The following is an 18861-nucleotide window of genomic DNA, read 5'->3' as shown; positions in this document are numbered from 1 at the left end:
CTCAGCCGACTTTGAACGATCGGCCAAATAATGACGGTCCGATCACATAAACCCGGCGGGCGGGAAGCGCCTACTCGTCCGGACGGCCGGCCAGCACTGCTTCGTAGAGTTCACGCTTGGACGCACCAGAGGAAGCCGCCAATTGCGCGCAGGCGTCCTTCAGCCGGACACCCGACGCCACGAGCTCTTCGGCCCGCGCCACCAGATCATCGATGTCGGGTTCACCGGCGACGGCACCCTCGAGCACCACCGTGATCTCACCGCGGACCCCATCGGCAGCCCACCGCGACAGCTCTGCCAGCGTCCCGCGGCGCACCTCCTCGTAGGTTTTGGTGAGTTCCCGGCACACCGCCGCCCGACGGTCGGGTCCGAGTACCTCCACCGCGTCGCCGAGGCACTCGGCCAGACGGTGTGGCGCCTCGAAGAACACCGCGGTGCGCGGCTCTTCCACATAGGCGGCCAACCACTTCTTGCGCTGACCCGGTTTACGAGGGGCGAAACCGTCGAAGCAGAATCGCTCGACCGGCAGTCCCGAGACCGCGAGCGCCGTGGTGACCGCCGACGGGCCCGGCAGGCAGGTGATCGGCAACTGCGCCTCGACACAGGCCACCACGAGGCGGTAGCCGGGGTCGGACACCGACGGCATCCCCGCGTCGGTGATCACCAACACAGTTGCACCGGACCGGACCTCTTCGACCAGAGCCGGTGTCCGCTGCGCCTCCACCTGGTCGTAATAGCTCACGACCCGCCCGGTGATGGTCACCCCCAGACCCGCGGCCAGGGCCCGCGCCCGGCGGGTGTCCTCGGCGGCGACCACATCGGCGCTGGCCATCGCCTGCCGTAGTCGGGGTGAGGCGTCGTCGAGGTGCCCCATCGGGGTTGCTGCGAGTACCAGTTGGCCGTGCGGTTCCGGAGAGTTCATCACTGCACAGCCTACGATTGGCCCCGTGACGTTCTCCCCGCCGCTCGAGATCTCCACGCCGGAGGACTCGATCAACACCCGTCGACTCCCGGGAGAACTGCCGGGCACGCATGCCGAGGACCTCGGCAACACCCCGAACGATGCCCGTGATGTACCCGCACCGGTCTTCGGTGCCACCGACCGCAGGCGCGGCTGGATCGTCACCTTGATCCTCACCGCCATCGGCGCGGCAACCCGCTTCATCAACCTCGGCACACCCACCGACAAGGGCACGCCGGTCTTCGACGAGAAGCACTACGTCCCACAGGCCTGGCAGGTCCTCACCGGCGACAACTGGCTCGAGGACAACCCCGCCTACGGCCTGGTGGTGCATCCCCCGGTCGGCAAATGGATGATCGCCATCGGCGAGTGGATCTTCGGCTACGACGCCTGGGGCTGGCGTTTCATGTCCGCGGTCTGCGGAACGCTGATGATCCTGATCGTCATCCGCCTGGTCCGCAGGCTCACCCGGTCGACCCTGGTCGGGGCCATCGCGGGGGTGTTGCTGATCTGCGACGGGGTGAGTTTTGTCGCTTCCCGCACCGGGCTGCTCGACATCTTCCAGATCTTCTTCGTGGTCGCCGCGCTGTCCTGCATCGTCTGTGACCGCGATCAGATGCGCGCCCGGATGCACCGGGTCCACCTCGAAGGACGGATGGGAGATTCCGTCTACGGCCCCCGCCTGGGCTTTCGGTGGTGGCGCTTCGGCGCGGCCATCCTGCTGGGATTGGCCTGCGGCACCAAGTGGTCCGGCATCTACTTCGTCGCCTTCTTCATCGTGCTGTCGCTCGGTTTCGACGTCGCCACCCGGCGCGCCTACAAGGTCCGGCGGCCATGGCGCGGAGTCCTGGTACGCGATCTGATCCCCACCGGATTCTCGTTGGGCCTCACGCCGATCTTGGTGTACCTGGCCACCTTCGCACCCTGGTTCGCCTCCGAGACGGCGGTGTACCGCTATGAGGTCGGCAGGCAGATCGGTACCGACGGGCCGTTCGCCTGGGTGCCCGACGCGCTGCGCTCGCTCTGGTACTACGAGTCCGGCGTGCTCGACTTCCACTCGACCCTGACCAACTCTGCGGGCAACCATCACCCCTGGGAATCCAAGCCCTGGACCTGGCCGATGAGCCTGCGCCCCATGCTGTACTACATCGAGTACGGCCCCGACCAGTGCGGCGAATCCGAATGCGTTCGCGCCATGATGTTCATCGGCACGCCGATCCTGTGGTGGCTGGCCTTGCCCATGCTCGCGTGGGCCCTGTGGCGGATGTTCTTCCGGCGCGACTGGCGATACGCGGTGGTCCTGGCCGGCTACGGCGCGGCCTATCTGCCCTGGTTCGCCAACCTCGATCGGCAGATGTACTTCTTCTACGGAACCGCGATGGCCCCGTTCCTGATCATGGGTCTGGCCCTCTGCGTCGGCGACATCCTGGCGGCCGGCCGGAAGCCACGCAAGAACGCCTACGAGTGGCGGCTCGCGGGCGCGGTCGGGATCAGCATCTACATCGGCCTGGTGGTCCTCAACTTCATGTGGATGTGGCCGATCCTCACCGGATCCCCGATCAGCCGCGAGTTGTGGAACCTACAGATCTGGCTCCCCAGCTGGGCCTGACCCCTGCACTCCGACACTGACCCCCCACCCCACCCGTCGACCGGGCCCTAATCACCGTCGAGCGGGCCCAAAATACCGTCGAGCGGGCCGAAACTGCCGCGCCGCCAGCAGATTGGGCAGTCGGGCGGTGTTTTTGGCACGTTGGGCGGTTGTTTCGGCCCGCTCGGCGGCGGTGGTCAGTCGTCGAACGTGTCCGGGGTGATGGCGGGGAACTGGTCGGACGGCATGACGTCGCTGGAATCATCTTCGGCGGCTATGATATTCGCCTTCACACGCAGTTTCCGGTCGATTTCGCCCTTATACGTACGGCGCGCCACGATCAGCGGGTCTCGTCGTAGATCCAGGTACAGCGACAGACACATACCGAGCATCACGATCACAAACGGTAGTGCTGCGATGATGGCCATCGTCTTGATGCCTTCCAACGCATCGTCGCCACTGAGCCACAACAGCAGAGCCGCGACCCCACCGGTCAACGTCCCCCAGAAAATCGTGACCGTTTTGCTCGGATTCTGCGCACCGCGTTCCGACAGCGTCCCCATCACCAGCGACGCCGCATCGGCTCCCGACACGAAGAAGATCGCCACCAGGAACATCACCAGCACCGACGCAACACCGGTCAGCGGCAGGTTGCCGAGCATGTCGAAGAGCAGGCTTTCCTCCGTTCCGGAGACATCGAGGTCCTTACCCTCCATCTGTTGTCTGATCGCGGTACCGCCGAAGATCGCGAACCACACCAACGACACGATCGTGGGCACCAGCATCACACCGACCACGAATTCCCGAATTGTCCTGCCGCGACTGATCTTGGCCAGGAACATGCCCACAAACGGCGTCCACGACACCCACCACGCCCAGTAGAAGATCGTCCAGCCGGCGAGCCATTCTTCGCCGGCACTGTCCACCGTGGCACCCGATCGCGCCGAATACGACGTGATGTCACCGAGATATGTGCCGATCGTCGTCGGCAGCACATTGAGGATGAACACAGTGGGCCCGACGACGAACACGAAGATCGCCAGGATCACGGCCAGCACCATGTTGGTGTTCGACAACCATTGGATTCCCTTGGCCACCCCCGACACCGCCGAGGCGACGAACGCGGCGGTCAACACCGCGATGATGGCCACCAGCAACAGCTTCGACGGGTCGTCGAGCCATCCGATCTCCACCATGCCCGAGCCGATCTGCGCCGCACCGAGCCCCAGCGACGCGACGGTCCCGAACAGTGTGGCAAAGATGGCCAGGATGTCGATGAACTTGCCGCCCCACCCGTTCGCGCGATGCCCGAGGATCGGCGCGAATACCGCGCTCACCAACTGGCCCCGGCCACAGCGGTAGGTGCTGTAGGCAATCGCCAGGCCCACAACGGCATACATCGCCCAGGGATGGAATCCCCAATGGAACATCGTTGTCGCCATGGCGACACCGACATCTTCACTTTCGGTTCCGGGCGGGGCGTCGACATAGTGAGCCAGCGGTTCCGCGGCGCCGAAGAACATCAGGCCGATACCCATACCGGCGCTGAACATCATCGCGATCCAGCTGATCGTCCGATATTCCGGCTTTTCGCCGTCGCGCCCGAGCGGGATCTTGCCGTATTTGCTGATCGCGAGATACAACGCAAAAAGGACAAAGAACGTGGCGGACAGGATGTAGATCCATCCCAGGTTTTCGGTGATCCAGGCCAGCATGTCCGCGGTGATCGACCGCAGATGCGATCCGTCGGCGAGACCCCACACCACGAACGCGATCACAGCCACCGCGGTGACCCCGAAAACCACCAGATCGAGTCGGGGTTTTCCACTTCCGGGGTCAGCTGGCGGAACTGCGTCAGAACGTTCGGTCTTCAATGCCATGTACTCACCAAAGCAGCATCAACCCTTATTGATCAACATTCGCTATCCTTTTGCGATCTCGCGGAAAGTATGCGGCTGAACAGAATCGGACGTGACGCCAGGCCACTCACCGACGCAGGGCGGTGTCGAGCAACAGTCTGATCCGGTCGTCGTCGATGCCGAGTTGCCGCAACGCCGAAACATGCTCGACGGTCAGTTCCCCCGCGCGCTGCAGCGTGGAATCTGCATGCGCCTTCACAAACGACCCTTTACGGCCCCGTGTTTCGATGATGTCTTCGGCCTCGAGCTCGCGATATGAACGCGCCACCGTGTTCGGCGCGAGATCGAGCACCGACGCGAGCGCCCGGACGGTGGGGATCCGGCTCCCGGCCAGCAGTTCACCGGAGTTGACCAATTCGATGACGCCGCGGCGCACCTGCTCGTACGGCGCCACGTCGGAATCCGGGTCGATCGTGATGTCGATGCGAAGGTCAGGAGACATGCCTACACCCGATCCCGTGAGACCGGGCACGACATGCAGCGGGGGCCACCGCGGCCCGAACCCAGCTCACTGCCGGCGATCCGGAGCACTTCGATGCCCGAATCCTCAAGTCGCCGATTGGTTTCGACATTACGGTCGTATGCGACCACCACCCCCGGGGACAACGCCAACGTGTTGTTCCCGTCGTCCCATTGTTCCCGTTCGGCGGTGACCGCGTCGAGTCCGGTATCGATGACCCGGAGTTTGTCGATGCCCATCGCCGTGGCCGCCGCATCGACAAACGGCTCCGGTCCGCTGATCGACACATTCTCACCGGCACGAATCGTGAACGCGGACAACGTGTTCTGGATCGCGGCGTACATCACCACCGCGTCGGTGTCGACCATGGTACAGACGGTGTCGAGGTGCATCGAGGCCCGGCGTTGCTCGATCGGCACCGCCAGGACCGTATGCGCGAGATTGTCGTCGAACAAGCTGCGCGCCAACGCTTCCGCGCCCGCCGGAGTGGTTCGCTCCCCCACACCGACCGCCACCACGCCCGGTGCCAACAACAAGACGTCGCCACCCTCCACCGGTGCCGTGTGCGATTCGTACGCCCGGCGGACCCCGAGGAACCGCGGGTGATGTGCATAGATGAGATCGGTCAGGGACGTCTCTCGAACCCGGGCGGGCAGCGCCAACGAGGTGATCGCGAACCGGTCACCGATCCAGAACGAACTGTCACGGGTGAACAACAGGTTCGGTAGCGGCTCGATCGCGAACTCGGAACCGTGGTGCATCCGCCACACCAGCGAGGACCGCACCGTCGCCGCCGACTCGGGCAATTCGTCGAACGTCATCCCGGCCATCAGGACCCGGGCCAGATCACCGGCCGGCAAACGCCGCAATTCCGCGGACAGGTCCTGAGCCAGATGATGGCCGAGTCGGCGCGGGCTGACCGCGGCCGCGATCCCCTGCATCCGCGCCGCGCCACTGATCTGAACGGTCTCGGTCAGCAGGTCGCCGAGGAGCAGCACCTCGACTCCACGCTCACGCAGCACGTCGGCGAATGCATCGTGTTCTTCCTGCGCCCGGTCCACCCAGGGCAGACCGTCGAACAACAACTGGTCACTGTTCCGTGGTGTGAGCCTGCGCAGTTCGTCACCCGGACGATGCAACAACACCGTGCGCAATCGGCCGACCTCGGAGTCCGAACCCAGAACCGGTTGCTGCGAACTTGCCGTCTGTGACATGCAGTCAACGGTAGTGCGGTCAGGCGTCGTTCGCCTGCAGGTTGTCGTCGGCGATGCGCTTCGGCAAGGTCTCCCGCGCCGCGATCCACAGGATCGTCGCGGCGAATGCCACCCCGGCCGTGACCAGGAATGCCGGACCGAACCCCCACTGCTGTGCAATGACACCGGCGATGATCGGCCCGCTGATCGCTCCGACGTCCGCGGTCATCTGATAGGTCGCCAGAGCCGGGCCACCCTGCCCCCTACCGGCGAGGACGTCGGCAAGTGCAGCCTGGTGTGTCGGGGCGAAGAGTCCTGAACCGATCCCCGCCACGAAGGTCAGTGCGGCCGCGATCCAGATGTTGCCGCTGTACCCGAGAAAGGCGGTCGACGTCCCCATCAGCAGGAGGCCGGGGAGCATGATCGGGCGTCGCCCGAGCGAGTCCGACAGCCGGCCCGCGACGATGATCGCCAGCACATTGCCCGCGGCGTAGACCGCGAGCACCACGCCGGTCATGGCATCGGACTGATCGAGATCTTCCACGATGAACAGCGGGACCAGCGCGACACGCACGCCCATCGACGCCCATCCCTGCGTGAAACTCGATGCCAGGATCGCGCGGTATGCGCTGTCGCGCAGCGCTTCGGCCATGGGCATCGCGACCTGGTCGTCGTCGCCGCCGGGCAACGGGCGCCCACCCACCGACCGGAGCTGGGTGGCGACAACCACGGAGGCCACGATCAGCGCGATGGAATACACCACGAACGGCATCCGCAGCCCGAAACCGATCAGTGCACTGCCCAGTAGCGGGCCGGTGATGTTGCCGACGAGGAATCCCGCACTGAAAAAGCCCGAGACCCGGCCGCGGATATCGGGCGGCGCCAACCGGATCATCAACGCTGTCGCGGAGATCGAGAACATCGTCGATCCGATGCCACCGAGCCCGCGGAAGACCAATAGTTGCCAATAGTTCTGCGCAAACGCACATGCCAGCGTCGAGGCCGCCACGATCAGTAGTCCGGTCAGGTAGATCCGGCGTTCGCCGAGCACCCGGACGAGCCGTCCGCCGACCGGTGCGAACAACAGTCGCATGACCGAAAAGGCGGAAATGACCACGGACGCCGCAGTGATGCCGACGTTGAAACTGCGTGCGAACATCGGCAACGCCGGGGCGATCAGGCCGAAACCGAGTGCGATCACGACGTTGGCGACGAGCAGAACCCATATCTCCCGGGGTATCTGCTTCACGGGACAAAACTACCGTCGCGCCTTGAGCCGGTCACATCGGACCCTCCGATCACCCACCGGATGATCAACCCCGGCCGAGTCCGACGGTCCGGTGCGGATCGGGAGCTATCATCGAAAAACGCCGATGTGTGCACACTGCCGTGCACCCGGGTCCAGGAGCCGTGTGATGCGCAGCAAGCCTCGGAGAACGCTAGACCTCATCACTTCACTGGGCGGCACGATGGCCGCAGCAAACGTCATCATGCAGCTCGCCTCCCCCGGTATCGGCCACGGCGTCCTCGAGAGCCCGGTCGAACGCGGCAGCACGTTCAAGCACCCGATCAAGCGAGCGCGCACCACCGGCCAGTATCTGGCCGTGGCGATCAGCGGTTCCGACGACGACGTCGCCTACGTCCGCGAACAGCTACATCATGTCCACGGTCAGGTCGCCTCGAAAACGGGTGCCGAGGTCGCCTACAGCGCCAACAGCCCCGAACTGCAACTGTGGGTGGCCGCGTGCCTGTACCGCTTCTACGTCGACCAGTACGAGTTCCTGTACGGACCCCTCGACGCCGACGCCGCCGACGCCGTCTACGCCGACGCGGCCCGGCTCGGCACGACGCTGAACGTGCGCCCCGCGATGTGGCCGCCCGATCGCGCCGCCTTCGAGGAGTACTGGGACAAACAGCTCGCGGACATCCACATCGATCCACCGGTCCGGGAGATGCTGACCTCGCTCGCCGATCTCAGCTTCCTCACCGGCCCGTTGGGTATCAGCGGGAAGGCATTGCACAAGGCGTTCGGCGGACCACAGCTGTTCATGACCAAAGGCGCCCTTCCCGAGCCTTTCCGTGAGGCGATGGGCTGGTCGTGGACCGCCGCGGACGATCGGCGATACCACCGGGTCCTCAAGGTGTATCGCCAGACCGATTGGGCGTCCTCACGCCTGATCAAAGGGCTCAACGACGTCATGCTGGCCGACCTGCGAATCCGGCGCAGGTTCGGAATTGCTGTCTTCTGAGACCGCGACCAGGCCTACACTCACGTCGTATGCCGCCCAGCCACAGCGTCTGCAATCTGTGTGAGGCCATCTGCGGTCTCCACGTGACCGTCAAGGACAACCGCGTCGTCGATATCCGCGGCGATCGCGATGACCCCCTATCCCGTGGCCACATCTGTCCCAAGGGCACGGCCCTGGCCGACCTGCACGCCGATCCTGATCGGTTGCGGACGCCGCTGCGCAAGACACCCGAAGGTCGATGGCAGCCCATCAGCTGGCCGGCGGCGATCGAACTGGTCATCGGCAAGATCACCGGGACCCAAGAACAGCACGGTCGCAACGCCGTCGGAATCTATCTGGGCAATCCCAACGCGCACAGTCTCGGATTCGTCACCCACGGACTGCCTTTTGTGAAAGCAATCGGCACCCGCAACGTCTTCTCCGCGACCTCGGCGGATCAGCTTCCCAGCCAACTGACCGCCCATCTGATGTACGGGCACCAGCTGCAGATCCCGATACCCGACCTCGACAACACCGACCACCTGCTGGTCATCGGCGCAAATCCGGTGGTGTCCAACGGCTCGATGATGACCGCGCCCGACTTCCGCAACCGCATGCGCGAACTACGCCGTCGCGGTGGGCAGCTGGTGGTCATCGACCCCCGCCGCACCGAGACCGCCGCAATAGCCGACAAGCACCATTTCATCCGCCCGGGCACCGACGCGGCGTTGCTCATGGCCATGTTGCACGTGCTCGTCCACGAGCGCGGGATCTCGCCGGAGCGCATCGAGCACCTCCCGTTGTCCGGACTCGATACGGTCCGGACGCTCTGCACGACGACCACGCCGGAATGGGCGGCCCCGATCACCGGTGTGGACATCACCGACATCCGTTCGATCGCAACCTATTTCGGCGCGTCCCCGCGCGCGGTGATCTATGGGCGAACCGGTGTGTCGACCCAGCGATTCGGGACCGTGTGCCAATGGGCGATCCAGGTGATCAATGCGGTCACCGGCAACCTCGACCGCGTCGGCGGTGCACTCCTGCCCGACCCCGAGATCGACCTGGTGGGGCGCAAACTCAGTGGCCGGGGCCATTTCGACAAGTGGCGCAGCCGGGTCCGTCAGCTACCGGAATTCGCGGGCGAACTCCCCGTCGCCACACTCGTCGACGAGATCGTCACCGAGGGCAAGGGCCAGATCCGGACCCTGATCACGGTCGCGGGCAACCCGGTCTCCTCAGCACCCGGAGGCGGCAATCTGGGACCGGCCCTCGATGGTCTCGACTTCATGGTGTCCGTCGACTTCTATATCAACGAGACCACCCGGCACGCCGACGTGATCCTGCCGCCGACGATGATCCTCGAACGCGACCACTACGACCTCGTCTTTCACCAGCTCGCGGTTCGCAACACCGCCCGATTCACCGCGCCGGTTGTCACCAAATCGGCTGATGCCAAGCATGATTGGGAGATCTTCGGAGACCTCACCCGCGGCCTGTCCCGGGCCCGCTCCGCAGACCGGCCCGTGCTCCAACGTCTCCGGCAGATTCCGAAGCAACTGGTTCCGAACATCCGCGCGGCGGTCGGTCCACGGTTTCTGCTGAATCTGCTGCTGCACACCGGGCCGGGAGAACTGACGGTGCGCAAACTCCTTGCCACCCCGTCCGGCCGGGACCTCGGTGCACTGCGCCCCGGCCTGCGCCGCAAACTCGTTGCCGCTTCCGGCCAGGTCGATCTGGCACCACCGCCGATCACCGCGGACCTGGGCCGCATGCACACCGACCTGGTGGCGACGACCGGTGACGAACTGTTGCTGATCGGCCGGCGGCACCTGCGATCGAACAATTCGTGGATGAACAACTCACCCAGATTGTCCAAAGGTCATGCGCGCCATCACCTGTTGATGCATCCAGCGGACCTGGCCTCCGGCGGACTGTGTTCCGGCGACCGGGCGTTGCTGCGCTCCGCGGCAGGCAGTGTGGAAGTGACTGTTGCCGAAAGCGACACCATCATGCCGGGCGTGGTGAGTCTGCCCCATGGTTTCGGTCAGAACAAAGACGGCGTTCGTCTGTCCGTGGCCGCACTCGTCGATGCCCCGAGCGCCAACGACGTCACCGATCCCCTTCGCCTCGACGAGATCTCGGGAAATGCGGCGCTGAACGGGGTACCGGTGACGGTCAGTGCCGCCGGCTGAACAGGCACCGGCGTTCAGCAACCCTCGACCTCGATGATCGGCGACCGATCCTCGCGGGCGAACCGTGACACCGCCAGATTGCACAGCCCCTGCAGCCGGCACAACCATCGATCGGCCCCATCCCAACGCGGCGCGAAAGAACTACGACCGTGGATGGCCCGGCTGTTGTCGATGATGAACAAATCGCCTGGGCGCAGGACGATTTCGTCATGGCGTGCCCGCCATACGGATTTCACCGCCGCCAGAGCGGCAACGTGGTCGTCGTCATCTGCAGACATCAGATCTTCGTCGTAGGTGATCACCGGGTCATCCCAGGAACCACTGAGTACCGGGATGGGTCCTCGGGTTTCGTCCGCAACGCCACCGTCGACGAACGATCCGTCCACGCGCGTGTAGAACACCGGATCCCGGAGCAAGGCGACGGTCTCGGCGGGAAGCAGGTTCTGCAACTGCCGAGCCGACAACAGATAAGTCGCCGCCGTCGAATCACCCCGCAGGCATCCGAGGGCGATGAAGTCGGGCCGGGTCCGGAGATTGTGGCACTGCTCGGTATGGCTTTCGAGGTTCACCGCACTACCGGTCGACATCTGCCGCCGCTGATGACCACGAATCGGGACCAGGGTCTGCACGAGTTCACCGCCACATTCCGGTCGATATCCCACCAGATGCACAATGCTCGAGAGCAGTAGCGCCGACTGCCTCGCGATCGCGGTGTGCCGTGTCGGAGCACCGACCGCGGCGGCCGGGGTTTCGGGAATGTCACCGACGTCGAGCCCACGCAACAGCAATCCTCCGTCACCTTCGACGAGGAAGTCGAGCAGCAGCTCCCGGATCGGCGCGGGCAACAGCGCCGCCGACAGTCGGGCCTGCCTGCTGAAATCTTGCGGATCCGTCAGCGAATCGGCGGACACATTCTGCGCGAGCTTGCTGATGACCTGCGCATACTCACCGATATCTGCCGTCTGAACTGTCGGCCAGAGGTGCCCGTGCAGTCCGGGAAGCGATTGTGCACTCATCTTGCTCGCCCTCCGATCCATGCCGAGGCGGTATCAACAGGGTAATCCGCGCCAACCGATCGCACAGTGCGAGAAATGCCAAGAAATGGCGGCGGCAAGGTCACGATTCGAACCCCGAGCCGATTGGCCCCGAGTACCGGCTGGGCCTCCGCGGTGAGTTTTCACCGCCGGCGCAGTCGGTACCTGTGGACGCAGCGCCGGAGGCAAGCAGGCCGTCTGCTCGCCTCCTACACCCGAAAGGACCCGGACATGCCCGCCATCACCCCCTCGCTCTGGTTCAACCAGAACATCGAAGAAGCCATGAAGCTCTACACCGAGACCTTCCCCGACTCGACCATCGACCAGATCTTGTACGTCGGCGAGGATGATCCGAGACCGAAAGGAAGCATCCTCGCCGCCATGTTCACCTTGTCCGGCAACAGCTTCGAAGGCATCAACGCCGGCCCAGAATTTCATTTCAGCGAGGCGGTGTCGTTTGTGGTTCGTTGCGGATCACAGGAGGAGATCGACTACTACTGGAACGCGCTGACCGCCAATGGCGGCTCCGAATCCGAGTGTGGCTGGCTGAAGGACCCGTTCGGTCTCAGTTGGCAGATCGTGCCGAACAGGTTGTACGAACTGTTGACCGATCCGGATTCGGCCCGCGCCCGGGGCGCCAGTGAAGCGATGATGAAAACCCACGGCAAGCTGGTGATCGCCGATCTGGAGGCCGGCGCCGACTCAGCCGCCTGAGCGGACGGGACCGACCCGGCCGGCTGGGCCACCTGCGCGCGGCGAGGGTTTGGCGCAGCCCGCCGGCTCATGACCTTCGAGTTTCTCTTCACATTCCTGCGTGAGCAACCGGTTGGTGCCGACTCCCTGCTGCGCGAACACGTCGCCGGGGTTGAGGAGTTGGCACGCCTTCATCGACAGGCAGCCGCAGCCGACGCAGCCGTCCATCAGGTCCCTCATCCGCTGCAGCAGCGCGATCCGCTCGTCGAGGTCTTCCATCCACCGCACCGAGGCCTTGTGCCACATCGCCTTGGTCGGCGACTCGTGTTCACCGAGCACCTCCAGGACCGAACCGATGGTCGCCAGGGGTATCCCGACGGCTTGGGAGGCCCGGATGAAGGCCAGCCGCCGCAACATCGCGCGGTGATAGCGCCGCTGGTTACCAGCGGTACGGCGACTGAAGATCAGTCCGCGATCTTCGTAATATCGCACGGCCGACGGCGCCACGCCGGCCCGGATGGCCAACTCCCCTACCGTCAACTCCAACTTGTTCACTGCCATTTTCGCATCGTACCCCCTTGACTTCAAGTGCCCTTGAACTTGAAGACTGATGACCATGCAAGCAACACACCTCGGGTTCGCCCTGATCATCGCGAGCGTCCGCCCCGGTCGCATCGGCCCACGCGTGGCCGAATGGTTTGTCGAACAAGTCAATCCGTATGGGCTCGACATCGAGGTCATCGACCTCGCCGAACCCACCGGACCGCACACCACCGACCTGCTGGCGACCGCCGACGGGTTCATCGTGGTCACACCGGAATACAACCATTCCTACCCCGGCGAGCTGAAAATTCTCATCGATGCCCACCGCTTCGAATGGAAACACAAACCGGTGACCTTCGTGTCCTATGGCGGCATGTCGGGAGGTCTACGCGCAGTGGAACATCTACGCGCCGTGTTCGCCGAACTGTATTCGGTCGGCACCAGAAACGGTGTGGTCATCCACGCTCCCTGGGACCACGTGACCGACGGTCGCCTCACGCTCGACGAGACCGCGATCGTCTCGGCACGCAGCGCGATGGACGAACTCGTCTGGTGGGCCGAACTGCTCAAACCCGAACGCAACCATCGGGATCGAGGCGCAGCGTGACCATGGACCTGCGCACAAAAGGTGGCAGCCGTCCTAGCGCTCGGCACCGCCGGAATCGAAAACGCCGGCGCTCAAGAACTCTCGGCTGAGCCCGGCTGAATCGTCGGAATCAGTCCTTGGTCGACGGCTTGACGACCAGGACCGGGCAGTGGGCCCTGTGCAGGATCGCCTGGCTGGTGGAGCCGAGCAGCAGCCCCCTGAATCCGCCACGCCCACGACTGCCCACCACCAGCAGTTTCGCATCTTTGGCGTGCTCGAGTAGCTGGTGCACCGGGCCGTCGGGCACGATCACCCGCTTGACCTCGACGTCGGGATAGTCGGCGCCGAAGCCGGCGATCCGTTCGGCAACAACCTCATGCGCGTCATCGGACAGTTGTTGCAGCTGATCGGGCTCGAGTCCGTATCCGTACAGCGCATCGGAGGCCAGGTCGGTCCAGGTATGGACCACAAGCAGATCGGTCTTCAGCAATGACGCCTGTTCGAACGCCGCGGCGACCGCTCCCTCGCTCAATTCGGATCCATCGAGACCGACCACAACCGGTCCGGTCCCGCCCGGACCTGCGTAGACGAGGACCGGGCACGTGGCATGGGCGGCGACATCGACACCCACCGAACCGAGGAACAGTCCCTTGACGCCGCCGAGACCTCGACTGCCCACCACGACCATCGAGGCATGGTGCGATTCTTCGATCAACAGTGTCCCGGCGCGCCCTTCGGCGACTTTGGTTTTCACGTCGACGCCGGGTGCGATATCCCGGACCATTGCCGCGGCTTTGTCCACGTTGTCGTGTGCTTCTTGCCGGATGATGTCGACGACATCCTGCGGGATGACCAGTGCCGGCGCGTACAGCGCGCCCTGGGTTTCGTACGCGCCCAGGATGGACAAGGATTCGCCTTGCCGCTCAGCAGCTTTCGCTGCCCAGGCCACCGCCTCGAGGGCGGATTCCGAACCGTCTACTCCTACAACGATCGTGGTGCTCATGGTCGAACCTCCTTGTTCACGTCGGCCCCATACAATCGCGCCGGGCTTCACCCAGTCAACGCGCGCCGCACATCTACTGCACCACATTTCGCCACGTCGATGTAGGGCATATGTGCCCAATACAACCGGTTCGGCCGAATTGCCCGTACACTTGGTATCGTCGGATACATCCACCACCGGCAACCTTCGTCGAACCTCCTCGAATCCGATACCTCGGAACCCTGCGAATCGCCGATAGCCGGTAGACGTTTGATCACATTTTTCCTGGCACCGTGGAACATCTCGAAGAGATTCTCCCAATGAGTCTTTTCAGACCACGATCGCCGGCGACACCCGGCAGCTCTCGCGCAGATCCCGTGCATCGCACGACAACACGAGAGCCGCACCGAAACGAAGAAAGAAGCCAGCATGCCCGAAACCGAACTCTTCTCGCACCGCGAGTCGATCCGCTCCGAGCCCGCCGCACAGAGCTCCAAAGACGCGCCGCGGATCCCGCAGCCGGTCTTTTCCGACCAGGTGGTCGATCCCGCGGTACAGCGCGCACAAGAGCGCACACCGCGCTGAGCGACGAACCCTGTTCGCCTCATATCTCCGGTTAGAACAATGGCCCGCCGATGATCGGCGGGCCATTGTTGTGTGTTTCTGGTCACAGTCCCGACGACGCTGGTGGTCGCCCGATGCGGATCAGCGCTTGCGGAGCTGGAAGCGCTGGACCTTGCCACTGGGGGTCTTCGGCAGTGCCTCGATGAAGTGCACCGTGCGCGGGTAGGCGTGGGCCGCGAACTTCTTCTTGACCAACTGCTGGAGTTCGGCCTCGAGTTCGGCCGACGCGTCCGCCGGATCCCTGAGCACCACATAGGCTTCGAGCACCTCGCCGCGCAGCTCGTCTGCCTTGCCCACCACCGCAGCCTCGACCACGGCCTCATGCATCACGAGCACGCTTTCGACGTCGAAGGGGCCGATGCGATAACCGGCCATGATGATGACGTCATCATCGCGGGACGAGAAGGTGAAGAAGCCGTTCTCGTCGACCGACCCGGAATCCCCGGTGACGTACCAGCGGCCGTCCTCGGTGTACCGGCCTGCCGTCTTCTCCGGCGCGTCCACGTATCCGGTGAACCAGAGCAGGTCGCTGGCGGTGGTGTCGATCGCAACCCGGCCGACGGTCCCCACCGGAGCAGGCGTATCGGAGTCCTCGGCGAGTACCGCGCAGGACCAGCCCGGCAATGGCCGTCCCATCGAGCCCGCGGGCACGTCGGCGCGCAGATCGTCGTGCCAGGCGTTGACGATGAACATGCCGTGTTCGGTCTGTCCGTACTGATCACGTACGGACACACCCAGGACATCCTTCGACCAGCCGACGACGTCGGGTGTCAGCGGTTCACCGGCGGACGACGCGCGCCGCAGTCCGATCGACTCGGGGACCGGTCCGCTGTCGGCGCGCAACGCGCGGTAGACGGTGGGCGCGGCGGCAAAATTGGTGACACCGAACTGCTCGAGCACCTTCCACGTCAACGCCGGGGAGAAACCGGCGTGGAGCAGCAGGCTCCGGGTGCCGGTCGCGAGCGGGCCGAGCAACGAATAGTAGAGGCCGTACGCCCATCCGGGATCGGCCGCATTCCAGAACACGTCGTCGGGGCGTACGTCGAGCCCGAACTCCTGGTACGCGTGGAACGACGCCAGCGCCCGAACCGGGACCGGCACGCCCTTGGGGGCCCCGGTGGTTCCGCTGGTGAACAGCTCGACGAGGAGTCCCTCGCCACCGACCGCGACCGCCTGCCCACCGGGCTCGTCCACCTCGTGGGCCTCGATCAGCGTGGCCAGTTGCAGTTCGTGCTCCGCGGACTCACCGGCAGCGATGACCCGCCACGGTGCATCGGCCGGAATGTCGTCACCGGGGGCCAGCTTGGGTAGTTGATCGAGATCGGAGATCACGAACTTGGCCCCGCTGTTGGTCAGCCGGAAAGCGATCGCCGGAGACGCGAAGGCGGTGAACAACGGGACGTACACAGCGCCGCGTCGCCAGATGCCCAACGCCGCGACCACCAGGTCGGCGGACTTGCTCATCAGACTTGCGACACGGTCACCCGGCTCGACGCCGAGCCCGGCCAGCGCTGCCGCGAACTTCGACGACTGCTCGCGCAGCTCTCCGTAGGTCAGATCGACGGAGACGAGTTCTCCGGCGTCGTCGGTCTCGATCACCGTGAACGCCACCGCGTCGGCTGGGTGGCGATCACACAGCAGGTCAGCGGCACTTGCGTCGGGGCGGTCGTACTGTGCCAGCATCTCGCTGACCCGCTCAGTTGTGGCAAACATATTCCCTTTGAATCCTCACTGGTCAGGACACTTCTACTCCGGAGTAGGATCCACGTCACAGTAACTCACCCGCTACCCCCGAAAAGGGCTGACTCACCGATGACAGGCCGGCACCCACTGCTGCGACCGCGCGATACCGACGCTCTCCGGGACGAGATGCGGGCACTGGCGACGGAGCCACAGACCCCGGTCCTGTTCGGCGGCGAGGTTCTTGCCGGAACGCTGCTGCTCACCGAGTTTCTCGGGGTCCGCACCAACGGGCTGCGGGGGTTGAATGTGAATCCCGCGGCCGGTCTCGGTGGCCGAGTGGTGCAGCGACGCCAACCGGCGTCGGTGTCCGACTACCGGACCGCGTCGGCAATCACCCACGACTACGACGGGCCGGTGTTGGGCGAGGGCCTGCGGTCGGTCCTGGCGGTGCCCGTCGTGGTCGGTTCCACCGCCCGGGCGGTGATCTATGCGGCGCGCCGTGACGCCGCGCCGATCGGCAGCCGTACCTCCGAGTCGGTGATCGCGGCGTGCCGGCGGCTGGCGACGGAGATCGCGATCCGCGACGAGGTGGACCGTCGAATCCGAATGCTCGCCTCCGCCACCGAGAACACCGCCACCGAGAACACCGCCGAGCGTCCCGACTCGGCGACACGGGAAGAGTTGCGCAGCATCCACGCCGGGCTCCGTGACCTTGCCGGGCGAATCGAACCGGTCGAGGGCCGTCGGGCCCGTGACCTGTCCGACCGGCTTGCTCGCGTCGTCGGCGGCGAGGCGGCAGAACCGGCACCCGATGTCGACCTGTCCCGCCGGGAGATAGATGTCCTGGCGGTGGTGGCGCTGGGTTGCTCCAATGCCGAAGCCGCGAAGACACTCTCGGTGAAACCGGAGACCGTGAAGAGCTATCTGCGCAGCGCGATGCTCAAGCTGGGCGTCCACAACCGGCACGAAGCCGTGGTCACGGCCCGGCGAATGAATCTGCTCCCCTAACCCGATGATGTGCCCTTCTGGCGGCGTCCACCTGGGCTTTTGATCGCCAAAGGGGCACATCATCGGGGCGGTCTAACGACCAGCTCGAATCATGATGTCCCAGTGAGCATGTAGAGCGTTGGTGTCGAGGACATCGCAGCTGAGCAACACCGGATCGATGCGTCCTTGCGCGGCTTCGATGGCAGCAACGGTCATGGTGGCCGTGATCTCGGATTGATTGCGGCCCTCGGTGTACAGCCATCGCCCGGTGTTGCGGTTACGGACCAGCACCGACCACTCCTCGCTTCCCGGCAGGTGCACCTTGCGCAGCATGGGCCGGCCCAGTGCCGGCATCAGTGCGGCAGCCCGCAACGCCAGCGTCGCCGACACCGAACTCAGGGTCAGGTAGTTCGCCACATGCGGTCCATCTGAGCCGATTGCCAGATAGTCGGGAAAGTCGGCTCGCACATATCGCTTTCGACTGTTGTGCGGGCCCTCGAGAATTCTTGACCTGACCATGTTCCGGATCCGCTCACCCGAGACATAATCGGTGAACGACGTACCGAGAAGGTCGACCGTCCATTCCACAGCCGCCCGGCCATGACGTTCACCCGCCCCGAGCATCAATCCGATGTCGACGCCGTCGGATGAGTCGGCGGCCAGTGCAGTTGCCAAGATGGTCGTGAGGCCGGGAGCGAGCCCGACACAGGTGAGCACACCACCTGCGGCCGGCGCGGCCATGATCGCCTCGAGATATCGCGGGGTGGCGCTGATGTCGACAAATCGTGCTGCCCCAGCCTCTTTCGCGAGGGCGGGATCCTCGATCCCGGAAGCGTTGACCACCACATCCATGCCATCAACCGCCGCGCGATACGCCTCCCCGCCCGCGTCGGCGAGATCGACCAGCACGTCGTTGTCGTCCGGTCTGCGGCCGATCCGGACGACATCGTGGCCGTCGTCGCGCAATTTACGGACCACCCTCATCCCGACCGCGCCATTGGCACCGAGCACCGCGATATTCATGTGACATCTCCGCCCGCCCACGTTTGTGATAGCTCACAAACATTGTGATACCAAATTTCCGATTGCAACTACGTTTTCGGTTCGTCATCTGCTCCGGGCCGTTTCGACAGACGGTGTGGGCGCGTCGCGTTGGCGGGGGTGGTCGCCGCCCTCCTACCCTGA

The 18861-nt window shown here is 64.8% G+C and carries 16 protein-coding genes and 1 pseudogene; 7 read left to right on the top strand and 10 right to left on the bottom strand.

Annotated features, from left to right (window positions below):
• Positions 1 to 70: 70 nt before the first annotated feature.
• Positions 71 to 922: a 16S rRNA (cytidine(1402)-2'-O)-methyltransferase gene (rsmI, locus tag AC51GT_RS19470; protein ID WP_496326706.1), complete on the bottom strand. Its 852-nt coding sequence runs from the start codon at positions 920 to 922 to the stop codon at positions 71 to 73.
• A 97-nt stretch (positions 923 to 1019) separates the two neighbouring features.
• Between rsmI and AC51GT_RS19465 the strand changes: the two genes are divergently transcribed.
• On the top strand, positions 1020 to 2570 hold the full coding sequence (locus AC51GT_RS19465; protein ID WP_496326763.1) for a dolichyl-phosphate-mannose--protein mannosyltransferase: 1551 nt from the start codon (positions 1020 to 1022) through the stop codon (positions 2568 to 2570).
• A 176-nt stretch (positions 2571 to 2746) separates the two neighbouring features.
• Here AC51GT_RS19465 and AC51GT_RS19460 read toward each other — a convergent pair whose 3' ends face one another.
• The 4 genes from AC51GT_RS19460 to AC51GT_RS19445 all read right to left on the bottom strand — a co-directional run bounded on the left by AC51GT_RS19460 (position 2747) and on the right by AC51GT_RS19445 (position 7370).
• On the bottom strand, positions 2747 to 4429 hold the full coding sequence (locus tag AC51GT_RS19460; RefSeq protein WP_496326705.1) for a BCCT family transporter: 1683 nt from the start codon (positions 4427 to 4429) through the stop codon (positions 2747 to 2749).
• Positions 4430 to 4535: 106 nt separating this feature from the next.
• Positions 4536 to 4910 (bottom strand): GntR family transcriptional regulator, encoded by a 375-nt coding sequence (locus tag AC51GT_RS19455; RefSeq protein WP_496326704.1) that lies wholly within the window; start codon positions 4908 to 4910, stop codon positions 4536 to 4538.
• Positions 4911 to 4912: 2 nt separating this feature from the next.
• Positions 4913 to 6142: an arginine deiminase gene (arcA, locus tag AC51GT_RS19450; RefSeq protein ID WP_496329850.1), complete on the bottom strand. Its 1230-nt coding sequence runs from the start codon at positions 6140 to 6142 to the stop codon at positions 4913 to 4915.
• A gap of 19 nt (positions 6143 to 6161) precedes the next feature.
• Positions 6162 to 7370 carry an MFS transporter gene (locus tag AC51GT_RS19445; protein ID WP_496326702.1) on the bottom strand — a complete coding sequence of 403 codons (1209 nt, stop codon included), beginning with the start codon at positions 7368 to 7370 and terminating at the stop codon, positions 6162 to 6164.
• 166 nt (positions 7371 to 7536) lie between these two features.
• Here AC51GT_RS19445 and AC51GT_RS19440 point away from each other — a divergent pair, with 166 nt between their 5' ends.
• Positions 7537 to 8370: an oxygenase MpaB family protein gene (locus AC51GT_RS19440; protein ID WP_496329849.1), complete on the top strand. Its 834-nt coding sequence runs from the start codon at positions 7537 to 7539 to the stop codon at positions 8368 to 8370.
• 29 nt (positions 8371 to 8399) lie between these two features.
• Positions 8400 to 10544 (top strand): molybdopterin-dependent oxidoreductase, encoded by a 2145-nt coding sequence (locus tag AC51GT_RS19435; protein ID WP_496329848.1) that lies wholly within the window; start codon positions 8400 to 8402, stop codon positions 10542 to 10544.
• A gap of 14 nt (positions 10545 to 10558) precedes the next feature.
• On the opposite strand, the gene AC51GT_RS19430 is transcribed toward AC51GT_RS19435, so the two are convergent.
• Complete coding sequence (locus AC51GT_RS19430) at positions 10559 to 11560, bottom strand: TauD/TfdA family dioxygenase (RefSeq protein ID WP_496329847.1); 1002 nt, start codon at positions 11558 to 11560, stop codon at positions 10559 to 10561.
• A 249-nt stretch (positions 11561 to 11809) separates the two neighbouring features.
• Here AC51GT_RS19430 and AC51GT_RS19425 point away from each other — a divergent pair, with 249 nt between their 5' ends.
• Positions 11810 to 12292: a VOC family protein gene (locus tag AC51GT_RS19425; RefSeq protein WP_496329846.1), complete on the top strand. Its 483-nt coding sequence runs from the start codon at positions 11810 to 11812 to the stop codon at positions 12290 to 12292.
• 96 nt (positions 12293 to 12388) lie between these two features.
• Here the strand turns inward: AC51GT_RS19425 and soxR are convergent.
• Positions 12389 to 12832: pseudogene (gene soxR, locus AC51GT_RS19420) on the bottom strand (redox-sensitive transcriptional activator SoxR); the annotation flags it as partial.
• Between the two features lie 49 nt (positions 12833 to 12881).
• Between soxR and AC51GT_RS19415 the strand changes: the two are divergent.
• Positions 12882 to 13421: an NADPH-dependent FMN reductase gene (locus AC51GT_RS19415; protein ID WP_496329845.1), complete on the top strand. Its 540-nt coding sequence runs from the start codon at positions 12882 to 12884 to the stop codon at positions 13419 to 13421.
• Between the two features lie 109 nt (positions 13422 to 13530).
• On the opposite strand, the gene AC51GT_RS19410 is transcribed toward AC51GT_RS19415, so the two are convergent.
• On the bottom strand, positions 13531 to 14403 hold the full coding sequence (locus AC51GT_RS19410) for a universal stress protein (RefSeq protein ID WP_496329844.1): 873 nt from the start codon (positions 14401 to 14403) through the stop codon (positions 13531 to 13533).
• 408 nt (positions 14404 to 14811) lie between these two features.
• Between AC51GT_RS19410 and AC51GT_RS19405 the strand changes: the two genes are divergently transcribed.
• Entirely contained in the window at positions 14812 to 14967 is a 156-nt protein-coding gene (locus AC51GT_RS19405) for a hypothetical protein (protein ID WP_482138084.1), read from the top strand.
• Between the two features lie 120 nt (positions 14968 to 15087).
• On the opposite strand, the gene AC51GT_RS19400 is transcribed toward AC51GT_RS19405, so the two are convergent.
• Positions 15088 to 16719 carry an AMP-binding protein gene (locus AC51GT_RS19400; protein WP_496329843.1) on the bottom strand — a complete coding sequence of 544 codons (1632 nt, stop codon included), beginning with the start codon at positions 16717 to 16719 and terminating at the stop codon, positions 15088 to 15090.
• 99 nt (positions 16720 to 16818) lie between these two features.
• Here AC51GT_RS19400 and AC51GT_RS19395 point away from each other — a divergent pair, with 99 nt between their 5' ends.
• Entirely contained in the window at positions 16819 to 17697 is an 879-nt protein-coding gene (locus AC51GT_RS19395) for a helix-turn-helix transcriptional regulator (protein WP_496329842.1), read from the top strand.
• 72 nt (positions 17698 to 17769) lie between these two features.
• Here the strand turns inward: AC51GT_RS19395 and AC51GT_RS19390 are convergent, their stop codons facing one another.
• Positions 17770 to 18699: an SDR family oxidoreductase gene (locus AC51GT_RS19390; RefSeq protein ID WP_496329841.1), complete on the bottom strand. Its 930-nt coding sequence runs from the start codon at positions 18697 to 18699 to the stop codon at positions 17770 to 17772.
• Between the last annotated feature and the right edge of the window lie 162 nt (positions 18700 to 18861).

The organism is Williamsia sp. z34 (genome assembly GCF_059553395.1).
The sequence above is the reverse complement of the archived record's forward strand: the minus strand, read 5'-3'. Positions and strand labels throughout refer to the sequence as shown.

What these genes read in the sequence shown, in the direction of transcription:
- AC51GT_RS19425 (WP_496329846.1), top strand. Translation starts at nt 11,810, where the DNA reads ATGCCCGCCATCACCCCCTCGCTCTGGTTCAACCAGAACATCGAAGAA.
- AC51GT_RS19410 (WP_496329844.1), bottom strand. Translation starts at nt 14,403, where the DNA reads ATGAGCACCACGATCGTTGTAGGAGTAGACGGTTCGGAATCCGCCCTC.
- AC51GT_RS19405 (WP_482138084.1), top strand. Translation starts at nt 14,812, where the DNA reads ATGCCCGAAACCGAACTCTTCTCGCACCGCGAGTCGATCCGCTCCGAG.
- arcA (WP_496329850.1), bottom strand. Translation starts at nt 6,142, where the DNA reads ATGTCACAGACGGCAAGTTCGCAGCAACCGGTTCTGGGTTCGGACTCC.
- AC51GT_RS19415 (WP_496329845.1), top strand. Translation starts at nt 12,882, where the DNA reads ATGACCATGCAAGCAACACACCTCGGGTTCGCCCTGATCATCGCGAGC.
- rsmI (WP_496326706.1), bottom strand. Translation starts at nt 922, where the DNA reads ATGAACTCTCCGGAACCGCACGGCCAACTGGTACTCGCAGCAACCCCG.
- AC51GT_RS19430 (WP_496329847.1), bottom strand. Translation starts at nt 11,560, where the DNA reads ATGAGTGCACAATCGCTTCCCGGACTGCACGGGCACCTCTGGCCGACA.
- AC51GT_RS19400 (WP_496329843.1), bottom strand. Translation starts at nt 16,719, where the DNA reads ATGTTTGCCACAACTGAGCGGGTCAGCGAGATGCTGGCACAGTACGAC.
- AC51GT_RS19440 (WP_496329849.1), top strand. Translation starts at nt 7,537, where the DNA reads ATGCGCAGCAAGCCTCGGAGAACGCTAGACCTCATCACTTCACTGGGC.
- AC51GT_RS19435 (WP_496329848.1), top strand. Translation starts at nt 8,400, where the DNA reads ATGCCGCCCAGCCACAGCGTCTGCAATCTGTGTGAGGCCATCTGCGGT.
- AC51GT_RS19390 (WP_496329841.1), bottom strand. Translation starts at nt 18,699, where the DNA reads ATGAATATCGCGGTGCTCGGTGCCAATGGCGCGGTCGGGATGAGGGTG.
- AC51GT_RS19395 (WP_496329842.1), top strand. Translation starts at nt 16,819, where the DNA reads ATGACAGGCCGGCACCCACTGCTGCGACCGCGCGATACCGACGCTCTC.
- AC51GT_RS19455 (WP_496326704.1), bottom strand. Translation starts at nt 4,910, where the DNA reads ATGTCTCCTGACCTTCGCATCGACATCACGATCGACCCGGATTCCGAC.
- AC51GT_RS19460 (WP_496326705.1), bottom strand. Translation starts at nt 4,429, where the DNA reads ATGGCATTGAAGACCGAACGTTCTGACGCAGTTCCGCCAGCTGACCCC.